The sequence below is a fragment of the Roseibium sp. genome, assembly GCF_025698965.1.
Taxonomy (GTDB): domain Bacteria; phylum Pseudomonadota; class Alphaproteobacteria; order Rhizobiales; family Stappiaceae; genus Roseibium.
The window spans coordinates 1-23,621 of sequence record NZ_JAILWL010000031.1; the positions used below are offsets into that span (position 1 = coordinate 1).

General features: G+C 55.7%; 24 protein-coding genes, 1 tRNA gene and 2 pseudogenes. 23 read left to right on the plus strand and 4 right to left on the minus strand.

Annotated features, from left to right (window positions below; translation table 11 throughout):
- Positions 1 to 173: 173 nt before the first annotated feature.
- The 18 genes from K5905_RS04280 to K5905_RS04365 all read left to right on the plus strand — a co-directional run bounded on the left by K5905_RS04280 (position 174) and on the right by K5905_RS04365 (position 17,059).
- Complete coding sequence (locus tag K5905_RS04280) at positions 174 to 1,070, plus strand: Mu-like prophage major head subunit gpT family protein (protein ID WP_297580650.1); 897 nt, start codon at positions 174 to 176, stop codon at positions 1,068 to 1,070.
- Between the two features lie 102 nt (positions 1,071 to 1,172).
- On the plus strand, positions 1,173 to 1,496 hold the full coding sequence (locus K5905_RS04285) for an HI1506-related protein (protein ID WP_297580652.1): 324 nt from the start codon (positions 1,173 to 1,175) through the stop codon (positions 1,494 to 1,496).
- 234 nt (positions 1,497 to 1,730) lie between these two features.
- The gene (locus K5905_RS04290) at positions 1,731 to 2,162 is read left to right on the plus strand and encodes a DUF1320 domain-containing protein (protein ID WP_297580653.1); all 432 of its coding nucleotides are present in this window, start codon (positions 1,731 to 1,733) and stop codon (positions 2,160 to 2,162) included.
- Positions 2,162 to 2,758 (plus strand): phage virion morphogenesis protein, encoded by a 597-nt coding sequence (locus K5905_RS04295; protein ID WP_297580655.1) that lies wholly within the window; start codon positions 2,162 to 2,164, stop codon positions 2,756 to 2,758. Before K5905_RS04290 ends, K5905_RS04295 begins: the two co-directional genes overlap by 1 nt.
- Positions 2,755 to 3,183 carry a hypothetical protein gene (locus tag K5905_RS04300; RefSeq protein ID WP_297580656.1) on the plus strand — a complete coding sequence of 143 codons (429 nt, stop codon included), beginning with the start codon at positions 2,755 to 2,757 and terminating at the stop codon, positions 3,181 to 3,183. Before K5905_RS04295 ends, K5905_RS04300 begins: the two co-directional genes overlap by 4 nt.
- Entirely contained in the window at positions 3,180 to 3,350 is a 171-nt protein-coding gene (locus tag K5905_RS04305; RefSeq protein ID WP_297580657.1) for a hypothetical protein, read from the plus strand. The genes K5905_RS04300 and K5905_RS04305 overlap by 4 nt, the downstream gene beginning before the upstream one ends.
- A gap of 3 nt (positions 3,351 to 3,353) precedes the next feature.
- The gene (locus tag K5905_RS04310; RefSeq protein WP_297580658.1) at positions 3,354 to 4,283 is read left to right on the plus strand and encodes a hypothetical protein; all 930 of its coding nucleotides are present in this window, start codon (positions 3,354 to 3,356) and stop codon (positions 4,281 to 4,283) included.
- Between the two features lie 26 nt (positions 4,284 to 4,309).
- Positions 4,310 to 4,696: a hypothetical protein gene (locus tag K5905_RS04315; protein WP_297580659.1), complete on the plus strand. Its 387-nt coding sequence runs from the start codon at positions 4,310 to 4,312 to the stop codon at positions 4,694 to 4,696.
- Between the two features lie 77 nt (positions 4,697 to 4,773).
- The gene (locus K5905_RS04320) at positions 4,774 to 5,073 is read left to right on the plus strand and encodes a DUF1799 domain-containing protein (protein WP_297580661.1); all 300 of its coding nucleotides are present in this window, start codon (positions 4,774 to 4,776) and stop codon (positions 5,071 to 5,073) included.
- Complete coding sequence (locus K5905_RS04325) at positions 5,070 to 8,108, plus strand: phage tail tip lysozyme (protein ID WP_297580663.1); 3,039 nt, start codon at positions 5,070 to 5,072, stop codon at positions 8,106 to 8,108. The genes K5905_RS04320 and K5905_RS04325 overlap by 4 nt, the downstream gene beginning before the upstream one ends.
- Positions 8,105 to 8,527, plus strand: coding sequence for a hypothetical protein (locus K5905_RS04330; RefSeq protein ID WP_297580665.1), 423 nt, complete (start codon positions 8,105 to 8,107; stop codon positions 8,525 to 8,527). Before K5905_RS04325 ends, K5905_RS04330 begins: the two co-directional genes overlap by 4 nt.
- Entirely contained in the window at positions 8,524 to 9,048 is a 525-nt protein-coding gene (locus K5905_RS04335; RefSeq protein WP_297580667.1) for a hypothetical protein, read from the plus strand. The genes K5905_RS04330 and K5905_RS04335 overlap by 4 nt, the downstream gene beginning before the upstream one ends.
- A complete protein-coding gene (locus K5905_RS04340) occupies positions 9,045 to 9,467 on the plus strand; it encodes an NlpC/P60 family protein (protein ID WP_297580668.1) in 423 nt (140 codons plus the stop codon). Before K5905_RS04335 ends, K5905_RS04340 begins: the two co-directional genes overlap by 4 nt.
- Entirely contained in the window at positions 9,460 to 12,459 is a 3,000-nt protein-coding gene (locus K5905_RS04345; RefSeq protein ID WP_297580671.1) for a host specificity factor TipJ family phage tail protein, read from the plus strand. The genes K5905_RS04340 and K5905_RS04345 overlap by 8 nt, the downstream gene beginning before the upstream one ends.
- A gap of 9 nt (positions 12,460 to 12,468) precedes the next feature.
- Positions 12,469 to 15,039, plus strand: a complete 2,571-nt coding sequence (locus tag K5905_RS04350) for a hypothetical protein (RefSeq protein WP_297580672.1) — start codon at positions 12,469 to 12,471, stop codon at positions 15,037 to 15,039.
- Positions 15,040 to 15,087: 48 nt separating this feature from the next.
- Complete coding sequence (locus K5905_RS04355; RefSeq protein ID WP_297580673.1) at positions 15,088 to 15,348, plus strand: hypothetical protein; 261 nt, start codon at positions 15,088 to 15,090, stop codon at positions 15,346 to 15,348.
- The gene (locus K5905_RS04360; RefSeq protein ID WP_297580674.1) at positions 15,348 to 16,622 is read left to right on the plus strand and encodes a hypothetical protein; all 1,275 of its coding nucleotides are present in this window, start codon (positions 15,348 to 15,350) and stop codon (positions 16,620 to 16,622) included. The genes K5905_RS04355 and K5905_RS04360 overlap by 1 nt, the downstream gene beginning before the upstream one ends.
- On the plus strand, positions 16,619 to 17,059 hold the full coding sequence (locus tag K5905_RS04365; protein ID WP_297580675.1) for a hypothetical protein: 441 nt from the start codon (positions 16,619 to 16,621) through the stop codon (positions 17,057 to 17,059). The genes K5905_RS04360 and K5905_RS04365 overlap by 4 nt, the downstream gene beginning before the upstream one ends.
- 61 nt (positions 17,060 to 17,120) lie before the next feature.
- Here the strand turns inward: K5905_RS04365 and K5905_RS04370 are convergent, their stop codons facing one another.
- The gene (locus tag K5905_RS04370; protein ID WP_297580676.1) at positions 17,121 to 18,260 is read right to left on the minus strand and encodes a hypothetical protein; all 1,140 of its coding nucleotides are present in this window, start codon (positions 18,258 to 18,260) and stop codon (positions 17,121 to 17,123) included.
- 235 nt (positions 18,261 to 18,495) lie between these two features.
- On the opposite strand from K5905_RS04370, the pseudogene K5905_RS04375 reads away from it, so the two are divergent.
- The 3 genes and pseudogenes from K5905_RS04375 to K5905_RS04385 form a co-directional block, all read left to right on the plus strand.
- A pseudogene (locus K5905_RS04375) lies at positions 18,496 to 18,867 on the plus strand (integrase core domain-containing protein); the annotation flags it as partial.
- Between the two features lie 71 nt (positions 18,868 to 18,938).
- Positions 18,939 to 19,067 (plus strand): hypothetical protein, encoded by a 129-nt coding sequence (locus K5905_RS04380; RefSeq protein ID WP_297580686.1) that lies wholly within the window; start codon positions 18,939 to 18,941, stop codon positions 19,065 to 19,067.
- A pseudogene (locus tag K5905_RS04385) lies at positions 19,064 to 19,258 on the plus strand (DNA adenine methylase); the annotation flags it as partial. The gene K5905_RS04380 and the pseudogene K5905_RS04385, both read left to right, overlap by 4 nt.
- Here K5905_RS04385 and K5905_RS04390 read toward each other — a convergent pair.
- From K5905_RS04390 to K5905_RS04400, 3 genes are read right to left on the minus strand one after another with little or no spacing between them, the layout of a single operon-like run.
- Positions 19,257 to 19,712: a hypothetical protein gene (locus K5905_RS04390; RefSeq protein ID WP_297580678.1), complete on the minus strand. Its 456-nt coding sequence runs from the start codon at positions 19,710 to 19,712 to the stop codon at positions 19,257 to 19,259. The pseudogene K5905_RS04385 and the gene K5905_RS04390 sit on opposite strands and share 2 nt — an antisense overlap.
- Before the next feature lie 10 nt (positions 19,713 to 19,722).
- On the minus strand, positions 19,723 to 20,868 hold the full coding sequence (locus K5905_RS04395; protein ID WP_297580680.1) for a HigA family addiction module antitoxin: 1,146 nt from the start codon (positions 20,866 to 20,868) through the stop codon (positions 19,723 to 19,725).
- A gap of 13 nt (positions 20,869 to 20,881) precedes the next feature.
- Positions 20,882 to 21,181: a type II toxin-antitoxin system RelE/ParE family toxin gene (locus K5905_RS04400; RefSeq protein WP_297580682.1), complete on the minus strand. Its 300-nt coding sequence runs from the start codon at positions 21,179 to 21,181 to the stop codon at positions 20,882 to 20,884.
- 242 nt (positions 21,182 to 21,423) lie between these two features.
- On the opposite strand from K5905_RS04400, the gene K5905_RS04405 reads away from it, so the two are divergent.
- Both K5905_RS04405 and K5905_RS04410 read left to right on the plus strand, forming a co-directional pair.
- Positions 21,424 to 21,500: transfer RNA gene (locus tag K5905_RS04405), tRNA-Pro, on the plus strand.
- Positions 21,501 to 21,702: 202 nt separating this feature from the next.
- Positions 21,703 to 23,376, plus strand: coding sequence for an acyl-CoA dehydrogenase family protein (locus tag K5905_RS04410; RefSeq protein ID WP_297580684.1), 1,674 nt, complete (start codon positions 21,703 to 21,705; stop codon positions 23,374 to 23,376).
- Positions 23,377 to 23,621 lie beyond the last annotated feature (245 nt).

Below are 23,621 nucleotides of genomic sequence, written 5' to 3' on the forward strand. Positions count from 1 at the left end.
GAAATCACCGTCGCCGACATCGGTTCCGATTGCTACGGCGTCGATGACCAGACGGTTGCCAAGACCGATGGCACTTCAACCCGTTCTGTCGCCGGCAAGGTGTTCGACGTGGACGACCAGGGCGTCTGGGTCGAGTTCGGTTAAGCCGACGAATTCAACAGGAGATCCACTTCATGGATATCAATAACCAAACTTTGCAGTCGGCTTATGTGGGCTTTAATTCCGCTTTCAAGAGCGGTTTAAGTGAAGCGACCAGCATGGCCGACCGGGTTGCCACAACGGTTCCGTCATCGACTTCCAAGAACGAATATGGCTGGCTCGGCAAGTTTCCGCGCTTCCGCAAGTGGATTGGCGATCGTCATATCAATTCGCTCGCGAAACACGGCTATGCGCTTTCGAATGAACCGTTCGAATTGACCGTCGAAGTCGATCGGGATGACTTCGAAGACGACAATCTGGGCATGTATTCGCCGTTGTTCCAGGAACTCGGCATGTCGGCCGGTACGTTCAAGGATGATCTTGTCTGGCCGCTGCTGTCAGGTGGGTTTTCCCGGACGTGTTACGACGGCCAGTACTTCTTTGACACCGATCATGTCGTGCTCGATGAAAACGGCAACGAGTATTCCGTTGCCAATACGGATGGCGGCTCGGGCACGCCCTGGTATCTACTCGATGTCAGTCGGCCGCTGAAGCCGTTCATCTTCCAGGACCGGAAGTACCCGAACAAGCTGGTTCGGATGGACAAGGACGACGACACAAACGTCTTCATGCGCAAACAGCACATTTACGGTCTCGATGGCCGGGCTCAGTCCGGTTACGGCTTCTGGCAGATGGCGTGGGGATCCAAGCAGACCCTGAACGCAGCAAACTATGAAGTTGCCCGTGTCGGCCTCGGCAGCATGAAGGCCGACTTCGGCAAACCGCTTGCCATCAACCCCCGCCTGCTCGTTGTGCCGCCGTCTTTGGAAGGCGCTGCCAACGAGATCGTGCAGAGCAAGCTCGTCAACGGCGGGGAAACCAACAAATGGGCCGGCACCGCCGAGGTGATGGTCGTTTCCTGGCTCGCATAAGCCCCCATCGACAATTCCCGCCGCTTTCGTGCGGCGGGGCTTTCCAACCGGCATTTCCAACCGTGCCCGTTGGCAAGCCCTTCAACCCGAGGACCAAGACCCATGGCTGATGAAACCAACCAGACCACGACCGCCGCGAAACCGAAAGCGACCGCGAAGGCAGCGCCTGCCACCAAACAGAAGGCTGATCCAAAGCCGACTGAGACCAAGGCGGCGACCAGTCAACCGGCGAAAGCTGATGGTGAAAAGACAGAGGCCAAAGGCCCCAAGATGGTGATCCGGATCACGGCCAAGCCGCGTGAAGGGTTTCGTCGCTGTGGCTTCCATCACCCGTCCAAGGCCGTCGATCATCCCGAGGGACGTTTCTCCGCTGATCAAATCAAAGTCCTGAAGGCAGAACCTAATCTGGTCGTTCACGATCTGTGACGTTTCCTGCGGGGAGCGCCGCGAGCTGATCTGGTCATGAGCGGCATGGCCTGAGACGCGAAGCCCAAGCCGGCCCCTAACACAGTCACCGGCAAACAGCGGCAGAAAATACCCCAGAGAGGGCGGTCTGGTACGGCTCGCAAGGCCCCCAGCGGTTTCCCCGGCTTTCAGCCCTTGGGAGACCTGAAACAAGGACCACAGGTCGCCGCCCAGAGCATTTGAAAAGGAAACGCCGTGGCCTACGTCACTCAGCAGAACATGATTGATCGCTTTGGTGAGAAGGAACTGATCCAGCTCACCGACCGAACCAATCTGCCTGCGACCACGATCGACGCCACGGCGGTTGCAGCCGCGATCAGCGATGCTGAGAAGATTGCCGACAGCTATATGGCAAAGCGTTATGCCTTGCCGCTCAATCCGGTTCCGGATGTCCTGATCCCGATCGTTGCCAATATCGCTCGCTACTATCTCTATGGCGAGCATGCCGAGAAGGACAGCGCAGTCACCCGGAACCACAAGGAAGCTCTTGCCTGGTTAAAGGATGTTGCTGCCGGCACCGTCCAGCTCGAGGCGGAAGGCGTTGCAGCCGATCAGCCGACAGGTGGTCAAGTCCAGGTCTCGGCACCGGAGCGCATCTTCACCCGTGACAGTCTCGAGGGATACTGATGGCCGGGATCCGCGAGACGCTCACGATCGAGGATAAGGAAATCAACGCCGCTTTGACCCGCGTGGAAGAGGCTGGAGGCGATACGGCCGGTCTGCTGCGCGAGATTGCCGGCGCAATGCTGTTTTCCGTGCACCGCCGTTTTGAAACCGAAAGCGCGCCGGATGGAACCAAGTGGCCGGCACATGCACCGCGCACGGCCAAGGCCCGTGCCAATCGCAAGACACGCGGCAACGCACCGATCACACCAAAACTGCTTCGGCACACCAACCGGCTTTACAAGTCGCTTACGAAGGAAAGCGATAGCGAACAGGCGTCGGTCGGCACCAATGTTGTTTACGCTGGCATTCATCAGCATGGCGGCACGGTCACTCAATATCCGCAGTCCCGCAAAGTGAAGTTTCGGAAGGTTGGCAATCAGAACCGGTTCGCCGGGAAGGCGCATAAGCGCGCTTTTGAAAAGCCGGTCACCTTCAAACAGCGCACCATCGTCATCCCGGCACGGCCGTATCTCGGCTTTTCCGTTGATGACCGTGAAACCATCCAGCGCCTTGCCGGTGATTATTACAATGCAGCGATCACGGGAGGTCAGCCGTGAGCCTCGTTTCGGAAATCATCGTCCGTTTAAAGGACGGTCAAACGGTCTTTCAAACAGTGGCCGGCGCGGTTGAGTTTTCCGTCATTGAGAAGAACCGCCTTGCGTCTCCTGGCGCGTACGTCATGTCGGCCGAAGAGGGCAGCTCTCCGAATGAGCGCCTCAACGGCAAAGTTCTTCAACGTCTGGAAACCGATATCGCGGTTCTGATCGTGGTCGACAATCTCTCCGGCACGCTTGGGAGCGCTGCCGGCGACGAGCTGGAAGATCTCAAATCTTTCGTTCGATCGCGTCTGCTTGGGTTTGTCCCGGCAAGTGGTGTTGAGCCCATCACCCATGTTTCCGGTGAAATCGTCAAGGCCAGCGGTGGGACCGTCTGGTTTGAGGACCGTTTTTCCGCACCTTCCTATCTGGAGCAATCGTCATGAGCGACAAGCCTTATTCACCGCGCACCGGTGGCCGCTACGAGCGGAACAAGGACACCGGCAAGCGGACCCGCATCGAGGGCACCGAGCAGCCTGAAAAGCGCAAGTCGAAAGCCCCCACACCGGCGAAGACTGCAAAGTCCGCTGCCAAGCCGCGCAAGGGAGACTGATCCATGGCAACGCGCAAATATCGCAAACTCGCCATTCTGGCAAAGATCGAAGTGACCGAGGGCACCGACAGCGTTCCAACCGGTGCCGCCAATGCCATCCAGGCAAATGATGTTTCCATCACGCCGATTGCCGGCAATGAAGAAAACCGCGATCTGATCCTTCCATACCTCGGACACCAGGGTGTGATCCTGACCGGCAACTATGTGCAGCTGGAATTCTCCGTTGAAGTGGCGGGGGCTGGCGCGGCAGGTGATGTGCCGGACTATGGCGTGTTGCTTCGTGCCTGTGCGATGTCCGAAACGATCGATGCCGGTGTCGATGTTGTCTATGAGCCGGTGTCGGATGGCGAGGAAAGCGCCTCGGTTTATTTCAACCAGGATGGTGTGCGCCATGTCGCCCTTGGCACACGTGGCAACATGCGTGTTGAATTCGTGCCTGAGAAGATCCCGCGCTTCCGCTTCACCATGATGGGCCAGCTCGGCACGATCAGTGATCAGGCACTTCCCACGATCGATCTATCCGGCTTCCAGACACCGCTTCCGGTTTCTGATGCCAACACCACGTTCTCGCTTCACGGCTCGGAACGGGTGACGGAAAGCTTTTCGCTGGATCTTGGTCAGCAGATCGACCCGAGCTTCAAGATCGGTGCGGAGCGTATGCAGCTTTCCGATCGCCAGATGACCGGAACCGCCGTGGTCGAAGCCGAAGCGCTCTCAGTCGTTGACTGGTTTGCGATCTCCCAGGCCCGGACCACCGGCACCTGTCAGCTGATCCAGGGCACCACGGCCGGCAACATCGTTCAACTGGACGCTCCTGGCGTTGAAGTCGGCCGGCCGTCTCAGGGACAGACCCGGGGTGTCGTCAATTACTCCCTGCCGCTGATCTTCAAGCCAAGCGCCGGCAACGACGAACTCACCATCACCGTCAAATAGACGCCTCGAACAGGAGCCGCTCTCCCATGAACTTCATCGTCACAGACACTTATCAGTTTTGGTGGCCAGTCACGGTCCGCATGCCGGATCCGGAAAAGGCCGGCGCAATCATCGAGCAAAAGTTTGAAGCGCTCTTTGAGGCCATGTCCGACACGAAAGCCAAAGAGATGGACGCGGCTTTTGCCGGCCTTGAAACCGATGAGGACCGCAAGGTTCACGAACACGATGTGATCCGCGAGGTTTTCAAAAACTGGCGCGGTGTGATCGCCGAAGACGGCAAGGACCAGGTGTTCACACCGGACGTTCTTGAACGCTGCATCAACCACTCGTGGTTCCGCGTGGGTGTTTATGAAGCCTATGCCAAGGCCATGCGCGCTGAAGAAACAGGCGAGGGGCCGACAGTAAAAAACTGAGAGCGGCCGCTGAAGCCTGGGCTTATGCCCGCAGCGGCCAGTCAGACCCGTCCCAGCCATCCACCCTTGATCAGGACATGGCTGCGGATTTCGCAAATCTCGGTGTGAAGGTCGCGCCCGAGATTATTGAACAAGAGCCGGACACATTCGAGGTATGGCGCGTGAACTGGAAGGCCGTGAGATCCTTTCTCAAAATCTCGACACAGTGGCAGGTTGTGGCCGGCGCAAGTGGCTTTGTCTGGATCGGTCTTGACTATGCAGCAGCTGCTGCCGCCCTTCGTGGTCGCTCCGATCGCGCCTGGCGCATTCTTCTGGCCGAACTTCGCATCATGGAACATGCCGCCCTAGACGTTTTAAACGCGGAGCCGGCCGAATGACCCAACCGCTCAAAATGGCAATGCTGGCGACACTCGACAGCTCGGGTGTCAAGGCGGGTGCGTCCGATGCAAAGAGTGCGCTTGCCACCATCAGCGCGGAAGCGAAGAAGGCAGAAACGTCTTTGCAGGCGGCCATCAATGCCCAGCTCGGTATTGGACGGCCGGCAAACAGCAATCGGGCAACGGACGTTCAAAAATATGGTAGCGCGCTTGATGATCTGAGGGCCAAGTACAATCCGCTGTTCGCCGCACAGCGCAAGTACAAGGCGGAGCTGGATGATATCCGCCGCGCACAGAAACTTGGTGCGATTTCCGCAAGTGAGGCAGCGGCCGCACTCCAACGGACAAAGGCCGGGTTTGCCGCCTATACGGTTGGTCTCAGACAGTCGCAAGCGGGCTTGAATGCTCATAGCGCCAGCACGAAGCTGGCAACGCATGAACTGACAAACCTGTCCTATCAGTCGATCGACATCACGCAGCAGCTGCTCTCGGGACAATCCTTTGCCATGATCATGGCCCAGCAGAGCGGGCAGGTGGCACAGATCCTCGGCAAGAGAGGCCTCGGCACCATCATCCCGGCGCTCGCATCCAGTTTCGCCTCGCTGATCACACCGACTACGTTGCTTCTTGCCGGCATTACGGCCGGTGGCTATGCCGCCTATGGTATTTACAGACAGTTTCGCGGCGAAGTCGTTACCGTCGATGAAGCGCTGGAGAACCTGGACGAAACGCTCGAGCGCCTCGAAGCCGGTTATGAAAGTGCCGCAGAAGCCGCCAGAGGCTTTATTGAACAGGCGTCGTTCGGATCCGTTCCCGAAACTCTGGCCGATCTGCGCACCCGGCAGGCAGAGCTTCAAGGTCTGTTTGAACGCGAAACCGCAGGTCTGTTTCAGACCGGTGTTCTCAGAACAGCCTTGCAGGTCGGCCGGGATATTGACCAGAACCTCACTGACGAATTCAGAAAGCTTGTCTACGAGGTCGCAACAGGCGAAATCACCGTCAACAAATTCGGCGAAGCGATCGCGGAAATCCGATTGCGGGACGATCTGCCGAAACCGGCGAAAAAACTTGCCGACGATCTTCTCATTGCAACACGCCAAGCCCGGAAGCTGGAAGGCAGTCTGCTGGCGATTGCGGAAGCCGCTGCGGTTTTGTCCCGGCAGGATCCACGCGCCAATGGCCGTGTCGGGGATGCGTTCGGTCTCTTTGAACAAAAGGACGCCCTTGAGAAGTTGCGCTCGGATCTGGAACGACTGGCGCGGGAAGCCGCAGGCCCAAAAATCCCGGTACCGGGCAAAAAGCCGGTCACCATCGATCTCGGGTCGGAAGCCCGCGACTTTCTGAAAACACAAGACGAGCAGCTGACAAAGCTTCGCCTCGAAATGTCGCTGATTGGTGCGAGCGATGCCGTGCGCCGGCGCGCCCTGGCAACGCTGGAAGCGGAACTGGAAATCCGCAATGCCGGCATCGATGCGCAGTCCAGGGAAGCCGATCGGATCCGTGAGAACGCCGCCGCGATCGCGGAGATGAACTCCGAACTGGATCGAAGCGCAGAGGCTTGGGAAACTGTCCAATCCACCGGTGAACGGTCGATCGACACTCTGGTCGACAAACTCTCCACTGGTGATATCGAGGGCGCAATTACATCGATCGCGGGTGACCTATCCAAACAGCTGCTCACCCTTGGCGCGGCCAATCCGCTCAAGAACGCTGTTTACAATTCCGGCCTACCAACTTTCGGCGATACAGGTGGCGTTTCCGGTTTCTTCAAGAGCCTGCTGGGCGGTGGTCCCTTGGCGACCGGCAGCATGCAGGTCCAGGCGGCGACTGTCCTGGTAAATGGCGAACCGCTGTCGGCCTTTGGCGCGTTCAACAATATCGCGAACGATAATCCGGCGTTTAATCTGGCTGCGGGCAACAGCAACGCAAACAGCGGTTCGGTTGCCGGTCAGATCTGGAATTACTTCAAGGGCAAGGGTCTGAAGGATCATCAGGCAGCTGCAATCCTTGGTCATGTCAGTGCTGAAAGTTCATTCAATCCGTTCGCGATAGGCGACGGCGGCAATGCCTTTGGTCTCTTCCAGCACAATGACCGCCGCTTCAATCTGTTCGATGCGATCGGCGGCCGGAAGAACCTCGGCAACGTGCAGGGCCAGCTGAATTTTGTCTGGCAAGAGCTGATGACGACGGAAAGCCGGGCGATGAAAGCCTTGCTTGGCAGTTCCGATCTTCGCGGCGCGACAGCCGCCTTTGGTGGTTTCGAACGTCCGGCCGGGTTCTCCTGGAATAACCCGGAAGGCATGCACAACTGGACCGGCCGGCTGGCAGCTGCCGAAGATGCCTTGAATACGTTCGGCGGCGGTCTGACGAACACCACGTCCGGCCTGACCCGTCTTGATGGCGGTCTGGGGTCCGCCGTTTCAGCCCTTGCGAATGGATCCGGCTCGCTGGCGAACACCGCAACCGCCTTTGCCGGGCAGTCCGAAAGCCTTGCCGGCAGTCTTTCAAACGGTCTTCAAACGGTCTTTAACGGCCTTGGTGAAGGCGGCAGCGGTGGAGGTCTGGGCGGCTTTTTGTCCTCTCTGATTTCTCCGATTACATCGCTGTTCGGCTTCCAATCGGGGGGCGGTACCGGTCCCGGTGCCGACAGCGATGTCAAAGGTTATGTCCATGCCAATGAGTTCGTCTTCAGTGCGCCGGCAACGCGCCGGATCGGGGTCAAGACACTGGAAGCGCTGCACCGCGGTTCGCTGAAAGGCTATCAGGAGGGGGGCTTTGTCACCTCCCATGCATCTCCTGCCTTTGCGCCGGCAGCCAACAGCAACGCCGCAGGAGCAGCTCCGACAAGCATTGCCATTCACAACTATTCCGGTGCGCAGGTAGACGTCCAGGAAGAGAGGACGGAACGCGGTGGCCGCAATATCCGCTTTGTCATCTCCGAACAGATTTCAGACGGCATCACCACGCCGGGAGGGGCGGCTCAAAGGACGCTCAAGAAAAACTACGGCATGAGAAAACGGAGGACGAGACGTTGACCCTTCGTTGGCCGTCCGATCTGCCGCTGCCTGAGCGCAATCCCTATCAGCGCCAGTCTCAGGATCCGCGCATAAGCCGCCGCCGTGAGGCAGGACCGCCTGGATCGCGCCGGCGCTTTTCGTCTGTTGCCCGGTTTGTCTCGCTCACGATCGATGTGAGCCGGAACCAGAAGGCGATTTTCGACAACTTCTATGAAGGCGACACGGCGGAAGGCTCGCTGCCATTCATCATGCCGGATCCGACCACGCATGACTGGCCGTTGCTGGATCCGACCACCGGTGACCAACTTCAGGATCCGGACGGCAATGCACTGCTGATCGCCGCGCACTGGCTGTGCCTTTTTGGAGAGCAGACACCAACAGAGACCATCCGGGGCATTCGTTTCCAGATTTCTTTTCCGGTAGCGGTGATGCCATGAGACGGGTTTCTCTCAACCAGCGGCGCTCTTTCGAAGAGAACTCCACCGACGAAATCGAGGTGGCTCTGTTCGTCTTTGAGCATGAGGACCTCACCGATCCGGTCAGGTTGTCAACGGATCCAACCGAGCGGCTCACTTTGGATCCGCTGACCTACGGCACCCGATCGACATTCGACGGAGCCAATCCGGCCTATCAACCGTTCCTGTTTGCGCTCGTCTCCACCGACTTGCCGAGCGACATCGAGGATGCGCCGGCCGCAGCAACACTGACGCTGGAAAACGTTGATAGCGGCATGGCCGAACTCCTTCAGTCGATCACGACCAGGGCAACCGTCCACATGGCGATCGTTCTGGCCTCGTCTCCGGATCTGATCGAGGCCGAATTTCGCGGCATGAAACTGATCAGCGCTGAAGGGGATGCTTCGGAGATCACGCTCTCCATCAGCCGCGAGCCGATCGAAGAAGAAAGCTTTCCTGTCGATCGCATGACCAAACAACGTTTTCCGGGGCTGCATCGATGACATGGTCCAACAAATATATCGGCACACCGTTTGCCGAATTCGGCCGGGACTGGTCGGGCGTTGACTGTTACGGCCTTGTTGTTCTCGCATACCGTGTCGAACTCGGCATCGACCTGACATCCTACGCAGGCGAGTACGTCAGCTGCGAGGAACACGCGGAGCTGGATGGATTGTTCAAAGGCGCGATCGACTGCGGCCCGTGGAACAGGGTCGAAGGTACGGCGCAAGCCTTCGATGTCGCGCTGTTTCGTCGTGGACCGCTGGCCTCGCACTGCGGACTTGTCGTTGGTCACCGTCAAATGCTGCATGTTTCCGGCAGAGAGCAGGCGAAGTTAGGGCGATACAGGCCCGAACCGGGAAAGAGCCAGCTGATCGGCCACTATCGGCACAACAGACTGATGGGGATGCTTCATGCCTGAATGTGTTCCCGTCCTTGCCGCACCGTTGTTTGATCCAGCCGAAGGCCGGATCAATATGGAATTGCCGGTTGGTCTGACGATTGCCGACATCGTCGCAACGGCCCTTCCGAGTGCCGTCAACGAAGATCTGCCGATCCGGGTTGTTCTGGTGACCGATCAGGGCACGGCCGTCATCGAGCGGCAGAACTGGCAGTTTGTACGGCCCCGGCCGGGTGTTCGCGTCGTGATCCGGGTCTTGCCAGGTGACAATGCCTTGCGCAGCATCCTGCAAGTCGTTGTCACGATCGCGGCCGTTGCCCTCGGTCAGCTTTGGGCGGTGCCGATCGCAGGGGCGCTAGGCATATCGGCCAGTCTCGTTTCGGCAGGCTTGACGCTTGGTCTGTCGGCCCTTGGAAACTTATTGATCAACGCTCTTATTCCACCGACTTCGGCCAATCCGAGTAACACCAACACCGACAGCGTCAAGCAATCCTACACGATCAGCGGCTGGAAGAACCGGTTGGCTCCGGACGATCCGGTGCCGGTTGTCCTGGGGAAGCGCCGCTATGCACCACCCTTTGCCGCAATCTCCTACACGGAAGTTGTCGGCGATCTGCAATACATCCGCGCGATGTTCAACTTCGGTTATGGACCGGTGGCTCTTCCAGAGACCGGTTTCAAGATCGGGTCTACCGATCTTGATGAATATGACGAAGTTGAAATCGAGATCCGTGAGGGCAGGGATGATGATGAGCCGCTGTCGCTCTATCCCCGTCAGGTGATCGAAGAGCCGGTCGGAACGGATTTGACCCGACCGTTGCCACGCAACGATGCCGGTGACGTGATTTCCGGTGCGGCGACTGAGGAACCGGTCGTGCGCTATTCCGCGTCCAATGCCTCGGGGGCTTCAGTCATCATTCAATTCCCGGCCGGGCTGGTCCGCTACAGCGACAATGGCAACCTGCAGTCGCTTAACGTCTCGGTTCGGATCCGGTACCGGCCGGTCGCCGGCGGTAGCTGGACAACCGTCACCACGCTCAACATCAGTGCGGGTAAACGGGAGGCATTTTTCCGGCAGCACAGCTGGGAGTTCCCGTCGCGTGGGCGCTATGAGATCGAAGTCACTCGGATGACGGATGAGCGCAACGACAGCCGCGTCCAGGACAGGTCTGTTCTTGTCGCGGTTCAATCGTTCAGACCGGAATATCCGCTCAACATGGATAAGTCTCTGGCCCTGGTCGCTGTCCGGGTCAAGGCCACGTATCAGCTGAATGGCGCGCTCGATAACTTCAGCGGTGAGCCGTCAAGGATTTGTCTGGATTGGGATGCCGGCACAAGCACCTGGATTGAGCAGGAGACCAGAAACCCGGCCTCACTTTATCGCTATGCCCTTCAGAGCAACGCCAATGCCTATCCGGTTGCCGATAGCGGCATTGATCTCGACCAGCTGGCGGACTGGCACGATTTCTGTGTCTTGAAAGGGCTTGCGTTCAACCATGTCCTGGACGCCGATTTATCCCTCTTTGAAACCCTGCAACTGATTGCCGCTGCCGGCAGGGCCACACCGCGCCATGATGGTGTTCAGTGGGGTGTTGTCATCGACCGGCCGCAAGAGCTTGCCGTTGACCATATCAACCCGCGCAACTCGGCTGGCATGAAGTGGTCGCACACCTATCTGGATCCGCCGCACGCCTTCCGCATTCCGTTCTTTGACGAGACCAACGATTATGAGCCGGCCGAACGGATTGTGCCCTGGCCGGATTTTTCGGGCGAAATCACCCTGACCGAAGAGGTGGAACTGCCTGGTAAGACCAATCCTGATGAAATCTGGATCGAAGCCCGCCGGCGCATGTATGAGCTGCTCCACCGGCCGACCAGATTTACCGCTCAACAGGATGGCGCGGCACGGGTTGCCACGCGCGGCGATCTGGTCATGGGCTCCTACGATATCCTGAAAAGCACTCAGCGTGCTGTCGGTGTCTTGTGGGTCCTGGACAACATGATCGAGCTGGATGACCCGGTCACAATGGAAGGTGGCGAAGACTACGCCATCCGTTTCCGTACCGGCTTGAGCGAAGAAGACACGATCGGAACTTCGACTGTAAGGCGTATTGTCTACGAAGAGGGCGAAACGTGGGCATTGAGGTTTGCCGAAGGCGGCGAGATGCCCGAGGCCGGAACCATCGTGCATTTCGGCCCGGTGGCAAGCGAAAGCCGGGAGCTGGTCGTGCATGCGGTTGAAGCCGGCAATGATTTCACAAGCCATTTTACCTTGCTTGATGCCGCACCGATCATCGATACGCTGACAGAAGCGGAAGTGCCACCGGAATGGTCGGGTCTGGTCGGCGATGAAATCGATGACCCGCTTGTGGTGCCGGCCGCGCCGCAGTTCACCGCGATCCGCAGCGGTTTGACCGGGACAGGTGATGCTGACGGGCTTGATGTCGTCCTAACGGCAGGCAGTGGCAGCTCGGCCGTTATCGGCAGTTTTCAGATCGATCATCGCCTTTCCGGGGCTTCGTCCTGGACGAGCTTGTCCGTTCCGGCTGCCGATGGTGGGGCTTCAATTTCAGGCTATGTCAGTGGTGACACCGTGGATCTGCGGGCGCATGCCCTGACGCCAAACGGGACGCCTGGACCGAACACGGTCGAAATCTCCGTTACGATCGGCGACGATGACGCGGGACTGCCAATCGCACTTGGGGGAGGAAGCGGCGTAACCGGTGACGTCGCCCATGCCCAAATCACCATCGTCACCCAGAATGACGACAACCTTGTGCAGGTTGAAATCTACCGTGCCGCGACCGGGGTTGCGCTTGACCGCAACTCTCATTCGATCGGGTCTCCTGTTTCGGTTGCCAAGTCATCGACGCTGGTCGTGATCGATGGAGACGCGACGGGCCAGAATACGAGCCTGCTGCCGGCAGGTGACTACGACTACTACCTCGAACCGCAAAACCAGGACGATATGGCCGGGCCTTTGTCCGGACCCTTCACCGTGACTGTCACCTAGGAGCGCCCCATGGGTATCAGAACAAGCAATATTGCCCAAACTGCCGCGATCAGTGAGTTGATCGGTCATGTTGAAGTTGATGGCGAGAAGTCCACCGCCGTTATTCCGTTCGACAATCTGGCGGCTCAAGTCGAGGCCAAGCGCGGTCCGAGCTACTCGACACTTGCCGAACTTCAGGCAGATCTGGCGTGGGTGGAAGGAACCGAGGCGCGCGTCTGGGGAGACGCGACGCTGGATAATCTTGGCATCTATAAAAAGTCAGGCGTACCTGATGCCGGTGCCTGGACCCGGATCGGACCGCTTCCCGAAACCGATGTGTCGCGCTCCCTGCGCGTTCCCGATGACGAAACCATAGAGCCGTTTCCAGATGCGGCCACTCGCGCCGGCACCGTGCCGATGTTCGATGAACTGGGCAATCCGACCACCGGGCCGACTGCCGCAGAGATCGCGGCCGCTGAGGCGCACGCCCAGGCGGCAGCGGCCAGTGCGGCAGAAGTGCAGGGCTCCGTCGATGTCACCCGCAACACCGTCGCAGCCCTCAAGGCGATGACTGATGCCGAGCTTGCCAGTTACACCAAGGTGCGCGTGCAGGGCGTGAACAACATCTTTGATGGCGGGTTCGGTTTCTTCCGCGTGGTCGCGGTGAACACTTATGACCTGTCCGGCGGCGATATCGACGGGCTTTGTTTTGCCAACACCGAGGGCGGATACCAGTTCATCCGGCTTGGCTATGAGCCGGATCTCGATATTCAAGGTGAGTGGCTGGCGCTGGACCGCACCGGCGCAACCGGTGTCATTGCCAAGATCGAGGCTCTGATTGCCTTTGCTGATAACAACGGTGCTTTTGCCGAATACTATCAGTCGGGCGTCAGACTGTATCTTCAGCCTGGTCAATATCTCGCTGAAAAGTCGTTTGAGTACGTTGTCGGCGATCATGAGGGCAACGGCTTCGGCATTGTGGGCCAGGACAACCAAACGACCGAATTCCTGTTTGGCGGCAACTTCCCGATTTTCAAAGCCTCGGGCACCAAGGACAACATTCCGAACGGTATCGGCATCGAGAACATTGGGTTCCGGGGCGACGGTGCAAGTCAGTTTCTTGCGTTCACACCGACTGCCGGCGCATCGGACACCTTTACCTGCTCCGGGGTGAATGTGGCTGACGATACCAAGCTCGGTGAAGTCGTAGTCATGATCACGACGGACCCCCTGGGCACGCCGACGTCTTTCATGGTGCCGTATCTGGGGGCGAACTCGAAAGTTGCCTACGCGAATAACGGCAGTGATCTCGATGTCACCGTCACCTACGCTTTCGATGGAACCGAGCAGGTCGATATTGCCGTCTTTCCTGTTACTCGTAGTCAGCAAATTGCTATCCAATGGGAGTTTGTGAACAAGGGCCGGATCAAGAATGTCCGCTTTACCGGGTGCCGTGTCGGGGCTCAGATCGACAAGGCCTGGCAGACCTACGTGGACGAATTCCACGCTTCAGGCGGTGGCAACGGCCTTCCGGGTAGCGACACCAACTGGATTCCTCTCTTGCAGCTTCGCAGCGACGGCGATGGTCTCGGCGGTCCGGGCAACGCACTTGTGATCGATCGGGTTTATGTGACCCACGCCGCTTATGCGGGTTGGCGAGCCCTGAGTTTCCATGGAACCAAAATCGATAACTTTGAGATCGGAGCCAGTGGTCGCAACGCATGGTGGGGGGAACCTGAAGAGTTGCCGCCCGGTATCACAGACCCCGGCGACAACACCAATGACATTTTCGAGTTCGGCCACCTTGGAAAGGTTGTCCTGGATGCGGGACGGCATGAGGATCTGCGTTTCGTCAATGGCACATACACGGAAAGCCGGTTGGTCGATGTAAGCCAGCTCTGGCTTGGATCAGGTGGCCGTCTGGCCAATGACAACGCCTTGTTTGTTGAAGGTGTTCATCAGGTCTGTATGCCCCTGATCAAGTGTGACAATGCCCGTGGCAACGCTCTTGTCTTCAAGGATTGCTACAAGGTCTATGCGGCCGGCGTCATCGAGGAATACGGGTTTGACGGCAACGGCGGGTCCGCCATCATCAATGATGGCTGTGACAGGTGCCATTTCGTATTCATTGTCGACAGCACCAAAAACAACCGCGAATACGCCTATCAGGACCTCAACTCACCGACCAACTGTAAAGTTGACCTGGTTACGAACGAACCGATCGACAACCCGTCAACCGTGGTCCGCACGCAAAAGAACACGCTAGGCGTCGATGCCAATGGCCGTCTTGCCTTTCTCCAGGCGAATGTCAGGCGGTTGCTGATGGATAGCACAGCTCTCTTTCCAGCCACCAATCAAGGTCTGTCGATCGGGGCGGCAACAAGCGCCTTCAATGGGATCTACGCGTCCTTCGTGACTGCCACAACAGCTGCGCTTGAGGACAAAGATCACCCGATCAATACGATGGACGCCAAGGTGCAGGGGCTTCCCTTGTTGAACACTGACACCAACAAGCTGGTGGTTGCGAATGGTTCTTCGGACACAGATCAGTGGCGGTTTCCGGACGGTACGACGGCGCATGTTCCGATAGAGGTGCCGTAACGGCGCAAAGTTCCGGCTTCTTTCAAAAACTTCAAGAGGACAGTTCCGATGGAAAGACTGAACACAACTGCAACCAGCGACGAAAGCGCAGCATGGCAGCCTGCCGGTGATGCGATCCTGCAAATTGAGCAGGGTGACAACAGCGTCGTTGAAATCCAGTGTCGGGCGGATGCTTCGGCTCCTTGGGTGGTCGCAAAGACAGTTGGTGCCAACGATGACCGGATTGTGAAGCTCTCATACGTACCGTGGCTGAAGGTTGCCGCACGTAACCCGAATGGCACACAAGTAAACGTGTGGGATAATGAGTGATGGGCAGCCTCGACAGTCCCATCGTGCAGCCAATCCATCGGCGGTTGGTGGGCTCGGTATCGGATCACGCACATTTCGCGTCGGACCTAGATTGGATACCGGCCGGGCTCGTTGGTGCGAACACCGTTTTCTCGGCCTATTCCAACCGCTATGCGGTGAAAAGCGGCCCTGTGCTTCAATCCGCCTCTGTCGCAGATTTCTACCAGAACTACTCCTGTTCAACCCCAATATGGCCAGTTGGCTCTGCCGGCCTGCCTTATGAGGTTGCTGTCGATACACCGGCCTATACGTATCTCACGGGCCGCAGGGGCTTGATGATCGATCCGGGTGGAACGCGGCGGAACGACAGCAGGCCGCAGACTGGATTTACTCTGGACACCTTCACCGGGACGAACCTGCCCGCCGAAGGTTTGTTTGAAGAACCGATGCGGGTGGCCTCGCAAGGCGCGACATGGAACAGGGCGGGCAGACCTTTTACCTGGGTTGCAGGAGACCCCGTGTATTTGACCTTTCAGTATGCGGCCGGGACATCAGGTGAGGTGAGATTAACAATCAGAAGCTCAGACAGCGCTACCGAAACGAAAATAAGAGGAACGGTTGGAAGTGTTGTTAATGACGAAACATCTTTTGGCACTGTTGACTACTTCAAAGAATATGCACTTCCAAACGGGCATTATCTGCTCTTGGTAAAATTTACTCCGGACGCCAATGCAGCAGGGTCTATCGGTCTAGGGCCGAACAGCTCAACCGTTGGCGAAGATGTTGTCTTTTACGCAGGTCAGATCCGGGATCAGGGCTTCGGCTGGATCTTCGGAGACCAGACACAGCAGGTCACACAGGGACCAACAAATCTTCAGGTCGCCGATCTGATCGAAACGCTTTGTGTCGGTCAGGATGCCTCGATCTATCTGGAATTCGGCGACACAGTTGGTGTGAATGGATCCAACAGGCTCATTCAACACAGTACCGGTTCGATATTGAGGTTCAGTTCGGCAGAGGCACAAATTGCCATCGGTATTGATAGCTACCAAAAACTGGCTGATATCAGCACTCCACTCAGCGGCAAAGTTGTGATTGGTGTTGAAAATGGTGTCAAGGCATCCGGATCGTTTGATGGCGCGGCTGCTGAGACTGTGGTCGAAGCGTCAAGCGTTCTTGCAAGTGACATCTACTTCATGGGAGCAGGCTCGAACGGAGTTTGCGGTGTTCTTTATGACGCTGCCGTCTGGGATCGCCAATTGTCAGACGCCGAAATGGAGGCGGTTACGTCATGATCACCCGCTATCTCCGTCTAACGTCTCCTGAAGAGGTTTTGACATTCGTCGGGGCGTATTGGCCCGATCCAGACCCGGCCAACCCGAGGACGATTGACGATTGTCGCCTACTTCCCGGTGAAATCACACTTCCAAATGATGATCCAGAAGAACCGGCAGAGACGCGTAAGGCGCTGATAGCCATGCCGACCTACTTAGGCGTTCTAGGTGGTGTCCCTGACGAAGACGCCGCGCCAATTCAACAGAGCTACACCGATGAGGGCGGCAATCAGGTCAACTACCAGATCCAGCCGCTCAAGCTCCAAGAAAACGGTGAGCCGTACATTCACGTCAATGTGGGGTGGCGAGGCACAGAAGCGGAGTTGCTGACCGTGGCGCTTGCTGCTCTGTCCGCTGCGGTTTCGCCCGACGCGGCATTCTTGGCATTTGCTGATTGAGAGAGTTCAAGAGAGAGAGAGAGAGAGTTTCCACCCCGTACACGTATGCCGGTTATCGAGTCTAAGAAAACGCATTCCCACGTCCCCTAGTGATAGGCGCGACCACCCGCTGTGTTCTCTGCTGACCACCGGTAAATATCTCAGATTGGACATCGTCAAGTGTACGGCGTAGGTCTCTTAAGTGCGTGGAGATTAATATATTCACATCATCGGTTTCTTTTAGAAAACTATACTCTTTTTTCAGTTCATCCTCTCTTATTTTGGTGATTTCTAATTCAGATAAAAGGATATCTTCCAGTTTTTCCAGTTTTTCCTTTTTTCCCATTTTTTCTTCTTTTTCTATTTGTTTATTAAAGACTTCAATATGTGTCATGATGGCGTTTGCTTCCAATTTGCCAATTCGGCTCTTTATTCCTTCGATGTGATCGCATCGCAGCTGAAGATAATCAGAGCCAACGTGCCTGGGTGTTTCCGTTCCATTGAGAGAATTCAGTTCAACTACCAGGAGACGCAACATTTCACGTGGTGTGTCAGCGTTTTCTAGTTTCTGATTGAATTCACCAATTGATGTTTCTAGACTGGAAAAATGCAGTGAATTTACGAGTTCCCACTCGTTAGTTTGGTTGTTTTCATTGTTTAGATTTGGTTCGTAGTAAAGTTCATCCGCAAATGCATCACGACGTTCTATTGCGCATTGGAGATTGTGTTTAAATTGCGAAGCGAATTTTGAGTCATAATTATACTTATCATAATATTCGTAATCTAATTCGTGCGCCACAGTAGTCAGAGTAATCAACTGGTCTTCATCGAATTTGGCGTAATTTTCTAGCAAAATTAGCAAAGTTGTTTCGGACAAATTACCGTTTTTTTGCGAGTCTTTGCCTAGTAGAAATTTGTCGGGATCACTCTTGAATTTATCGACTATCGCATCGGAGAGGGTCTTATGGCTAACGATACCATTTCTTATGGCGTGAGAAAGTTCGAGATTCTGTGTGTTGGTTTGGCCAACTCCTGAGGACGGGTTTTCCTTTGCCTCTGTGGCTGCTTGTGATGTAGATGACAGATTTTCGCGCACTGCATCGGTTTGAGTGTCGTCAGTTTTACAATCAGAGAGTTTTTGCGCCTGTTGGGTTGATCTTTGAGGTTTCGTGATCGGCTTACCATCGTTGATATTCGTAGACCGAAAATTAAGGGGGATCATTTGCAAACATCTTCCTAGTTATTTGAACACTAGCTTGCTCGAACATACTGCATCTGGGATGGGGAAGTGTGCTAAGAATTACACGTGTGTTCGGAAACTTCATCTCTCACATCACTAAGCAAAAACAGGTCGGCGGATGCTTTACTCAATCTAGCCAACGGTTGTGGTTGGATAGCGTGTCACCGAAACTAGCAAAGTTTCTGTAGACTAAATTGATCGTGGCTCAATATTTTGGTCAGATGCGTGGGACATGTTGCTAGAAGCGGTTGAACGCCGATTTGGCACGCACCGTGCGCCTGAACGCGTAGAGGTGCTGTCTGACAACGGCAGTGCCTACACGGCTAAAGAGACGCGCATTTTTGCTCAACAGCTCGGGCTGAAGTCCTGCTTTACCCCGGTCAAAAGCCCGCAATCCAACGGCATGTCGGAAGCATTCGTGAAGACACTCAAGCGCGACTACGCCCGCGTGAACCCGCTGCCTGATGCCGAAAATGTATTGTCATTGATTGGAGACTGGATCGAAGACTATAACGAGAACCATCCTCACAGCGGCCTGAAATGGAAATCGCCCCGCGAGTTCATAAGGGCCAAAACCGAAACCGCTTAGGTGTCCGGTGAAACGGGGCCAGTTCACCACGTCCACGGGGCATTCCGCCCGAAGGCGGCATCTGCCACCAGATCAATCTTGGATATCTCGGGCAAACGGTATTGCCGTCGCAGGAGGAAAGCGCTGTTCTCATTCCAGATTCCTACCTTGGTACCGACAGCCACACACCGATGATCAATGTACTGGGCATTGCCGGGTGATCAACGACTACTCGGGTGATGTGGCCGATCTGTTTCGGATACTGCAGCGGCACTATCCTCATTTCCTGGAGTGTCTGAAATTCCAGATTACGAGCCGGCGAGAATTCGAGCGGCTGCAGCGTGTCGATCCGTCCACATTGACTGATTTGGAGCGAGCGGCACGGTTTCTTTACCTGCAGCGAACAGCGTTTAGGCTGCTTCTTCCTCTTCTAAGTCAAGAGTAAAGTCGAAGATCATCTGAATTGGGGTCTCAGCCAAGTGGCTATCATTGTAGCTATCAACGTCAGCTTTGAGCTGCTTGCAGTCACCGAAGATTTGGTTTCTTCGCTGCTGAAACGCCATCTGCATATGCGATCTTGGTGCTGTACGAATATCATCCCACAAAACGTACTGTTCACCGCCTTTTAAGACGGTTGCAGAATGCTTCAGACGCACTCGTCTACCTTTGGGATCGGTCGTATACTCTTCTCGCATCGCTCGAGAAATGTCTTCGGCGCATTTTTTTACAGCCGCCTCTTCTCCAAGCTGCCAGCGATCAGTAGATATTGCCCAGGCAGCGATTGCCTTCGAAGACGCAGGCCAAGGCTGACCTGCGACCCGATACTCGGATACAATTTTCTGCATCTGTTTCGAATAGTTTGCCATCTTCTTTATCCTACATTGGACCGGGGCCTGAAGATCCATATCCATCGGTCAACGCGCTTTGCGTTATAATGCGCCTAGTTTTAATGAGGTACTTTCTGAGAAGGTTGTACCGACTTGTTCGATATTGAATTTGTCCTATGATAAGGCCTGGATGTCTCTTAATCCTGCGTGCAAATCCAATGATCCTCTTTTCTGAGTAGATCGGATGCACACGTTGAATGAAGTTCTCGATTTCAGCAGAGGGAACGCAAAATTCGGATGCAGCCATATTTGCCGCTTCCTCGGCTTCATCACCTGCGTCGGACCAGAGCCCACCGTCTGACTTTTCATCAATGATTGGCTGGTCCTTACCGTCACCTCTGAGAATGTGCTCAATTTCGTGCCGAATAACAAACCAGAAGTTGTCGATGCGATCATGCAACAAAGACAACCCAATAACGGGCGTTTTTCCTTTGTCTATCCAAAAACATGCCCCATCGATCTTTGAGCCAGGCAGTGGCTCCACAACAACAAGTCTGACACCACAATCCTGCAGCAATCGGGGAACGTTCCGAATTTCTTCTGGCTCAGTTGTGAGCTGCTCCAATTCCTCAAGCGAGTCTCGAAGCATTTTCTCAGAGTATTTCGGGCCCTCGAATGCGGTCGCTAATGCACGAACTCGGAAAAGCCACGCGAGTTGATTGGAAGAGAGCTCGCTCTTGTAATTACGCTTCGCAGCATGCGCAAATTCAGGAGTCTGTTCAGCTGACACAATCTGAAAGAAGGATAAGACCCTCGCCTCGAGCGCATCAAAACTCTCTGATGATTCTACCCACCCTCGTTTGATTAGTTCTCTAACAGGAAAACGTTCTCTAAGTTTTGCCTCACGAGAAATTCGGTCATCCCTTGCAGCTCTTTCTCCTGTCGGTGCTGACTTGAACAGCTGGTATGCTGTTTCTAAGTTCAACCAATACTGTGCAGAAGAACCAAACGCCGCAGCAAAGTCCATTGCTGTCTCTGGTGTAACTCCTCTCTTGCCTGCGATGATTTCATTTACTAGGCGAGCGGGGCGCCCAATAATTTCGGCAAATTCGGTTTGCGTCCAATCCCTTGCTTCAAGCTCTTCTCTAAGAAAATCGCCCGGAGGGAATGCTTCAGCCGGAATACGTTGATTCATAAACCCCTCCAATTCAGTGGTAGTCTACTATTTCGATTATTCGGACTATCGTGCCTTTGTTTGGCGAACTTTTAAGTTCAACGATGAGCCTCCAATTTCCAGTTACCATCAGAGAGCACTGACCACTTCTGGTTCCTTTCAGTTTCTCGAATCTGTTACCCTTGATCGCGTACAGGTCGCGTTCATCTGTGGCTGCCCGAATATTTTGCATTCGGCGCCTAAAGCCTTTGACGATCGCTTGATCGAAGCCCGCGCTATAGCGAGCGTCCGTCTCAAGTCGATCCAGGTTGTCGTCTGCAAACTCTACATCCATGGGATGGTAAGATATCTGATTCCTTCATCCTGTCAAATTCCATTATTACATATAGTGTAAAGGTGTAATAATCAATACCTGATATTTTTGGTGTTGTTTTTATAGTGAACGGACAGTGAACGGATTCTGGGACTATTCTGGGACACTTTTGTCCGAACTTGTCCACAAGTGCTAAATTTTCATGGTTTGTTCTCGCTTGACTGGATCTTCTGAGAGCTATAAATCCAGCGAAATCAAAGGCACGGGGTATAGCGCAGCCTGGTAGCGCATCTGGTTTGGGACCAGAGGGTCGCAAGTTCGAATCTTGCTGCCCCGACCACTTTTCTCAATAAATTCATCTCTTTAACGCACCACATTCAGTTGGGTAAGGTCGCTCCATGGGTTGCGGCATGCTCGATGAATTGCCTTGAGTTGCATCCAACGTTGCGGAGCATGTGGCCTGTATTGCAATTTTGGGCTTCATAAATCGCATCGCTTTCCGTTAAGGTAAGGTTTCCGCTGCAACAAACCGGGAGGGAAGGGTGCTGCCAAGGCAACCGATCAGTGAATTGGCGACACACAGTGTCACCAACATGCCGCCCTACCAGGGGGATCAGGATCTCTGGCGCCAGGACACGGCCCTACGGGATTGGGTGAAGCGTTTTGGCGGAGATTGGGCTGAGGAAAGATTGGCACGGGCTGGAAAAGAGGCCGGAGCTGAAGCAACTTTTGAAAAGGCCGATGCGGCCAACCGCAATCCGCCACAACTGAAAGCCTTTGATCGCTATGGCATGCGTATCAATCAAGTGGAGTTTCACCCGGCTTATCACGATCTGATGGATCTTGCCGTTCGCAATGAGGTTTCAAGTTTTGCCTGGAACCACAAGAAGCCCGGCTCCCAGGTGGCGCACATGGCATTGACCTACATGTTCTCGCAGCCCGAAGGTGGCGTCATGTGTCCGATGGCCATGACCTATGCTGTGCTGCCGGTCCTCTTTGCCACCAAAGGGATTGGTGGGGAATGGATCAAGAAGCTGCTGTCGACCACCTACGACCGGCGCGACATTCCGGTAACAGAGAAAGCCGGGGCGACTGCCGGCATGTTCATGACCGAAAAACAGGGTGGGTCGGATGTCAGGTCAAATTCGACCCGGGCAACGCCGGTCGGACCTGAGACTGGCGAGGGGCGAGCTTACCTATTGAATGGGCACAAGTTTTTCTGCTCGGCACCGATGTCGGACGCGTTCTTGACGCTTGCCTATACCGAGAAGGGATTGTCCTGTTTCCTCGTGCCCCGTTGGACGCCGGACGGTCAGCGAAACGTGCTCTCCATACAACGTTTGAAGGACAAACTGGGCAATCGCTCGAATGCTTCTTCTGAAATGGAATTTCAGGACACCTGGGGCCTCATGACCGGAACTGAAGGCAAGGGCATTCAGACAATCATCGAAATGGTCAAGGGCACCAGGATCTATTGTGCCGCAAGCTCGGCGGCGATGATGCGTCAGGGACTGGTTCAGGCGCTCCATCATACAAGCCACCGGTCGGCCTTTCAAAAACGACTGATTCAGCAACCATTGATGCGCAATGTGCTTGCGGATCTCGCAGTGGAAAGCGAAGCAGCCGTGGCGCTTGTCATGCGGGTCGCAAAAGCGCTCGACCATTCGAAGACCAGCGAAACGGAAGCAGTGTTTGCCCGGATCGGAACGGCAATTGCAAAATACTGGATCTGCAAGCGAGCACCCGGGCACCTTTTCGAGGCGATGGAATGTCATGGTGGCTCAGGCTATGTCGAAGAATCGGTTCTCCCCCGCCTTTACCGAGAAGCGCCGGTGAACAGCATTTGGGAAGGTTCCGGCAATGTCATGTGTCTTGATGTGTTGCGGGCCATGCATAAAGAGCCGATGGCGATCCCGGTGATTCTGGGTGAACTGGAAGGGGCACTTGGGAAAAACGGCTTGTTGGATCAAGAGTTTGAGCGTCTTAAAAACGAATTTGCGAACGCAAAGGACTTGGAGCTGCGCGCACGCGCTCTGACTGAACGCATCGCAATCGCCCTGCAAGCTGCCTTGCTGTTGAGCCACGGTCCGGCAGCAACAGCGGAGGCCTTCTGCTTGTCGAGGCTGGGTTCGAAATGGACCGGAGCCTACGGAACGCTGCCTCCCACAGTTGAATTTGATGCGATCCTGGAAAGGGCAGAACCGGAAGGGATTTGACGCCACGCTTCTCTGACGTGGGCCGCAACGTCACTGACCGACGTGCGGCAGAGACACAACTTGCGTGAATTCACCTTTGCCTTCAGTCTGGTATCCAAACCACGCTCGTGAAACGCGGCGGATGGATCAGGCCGGATAAAGGGGACCTCATGGACAGCTGGGTGGCGCAGGCGATCGGGAAAATCAGCGCCGATGCGCACAGGTCGGCCGATACGCACCTTTTTAAGTTGCAGGTTCCGCGGCTG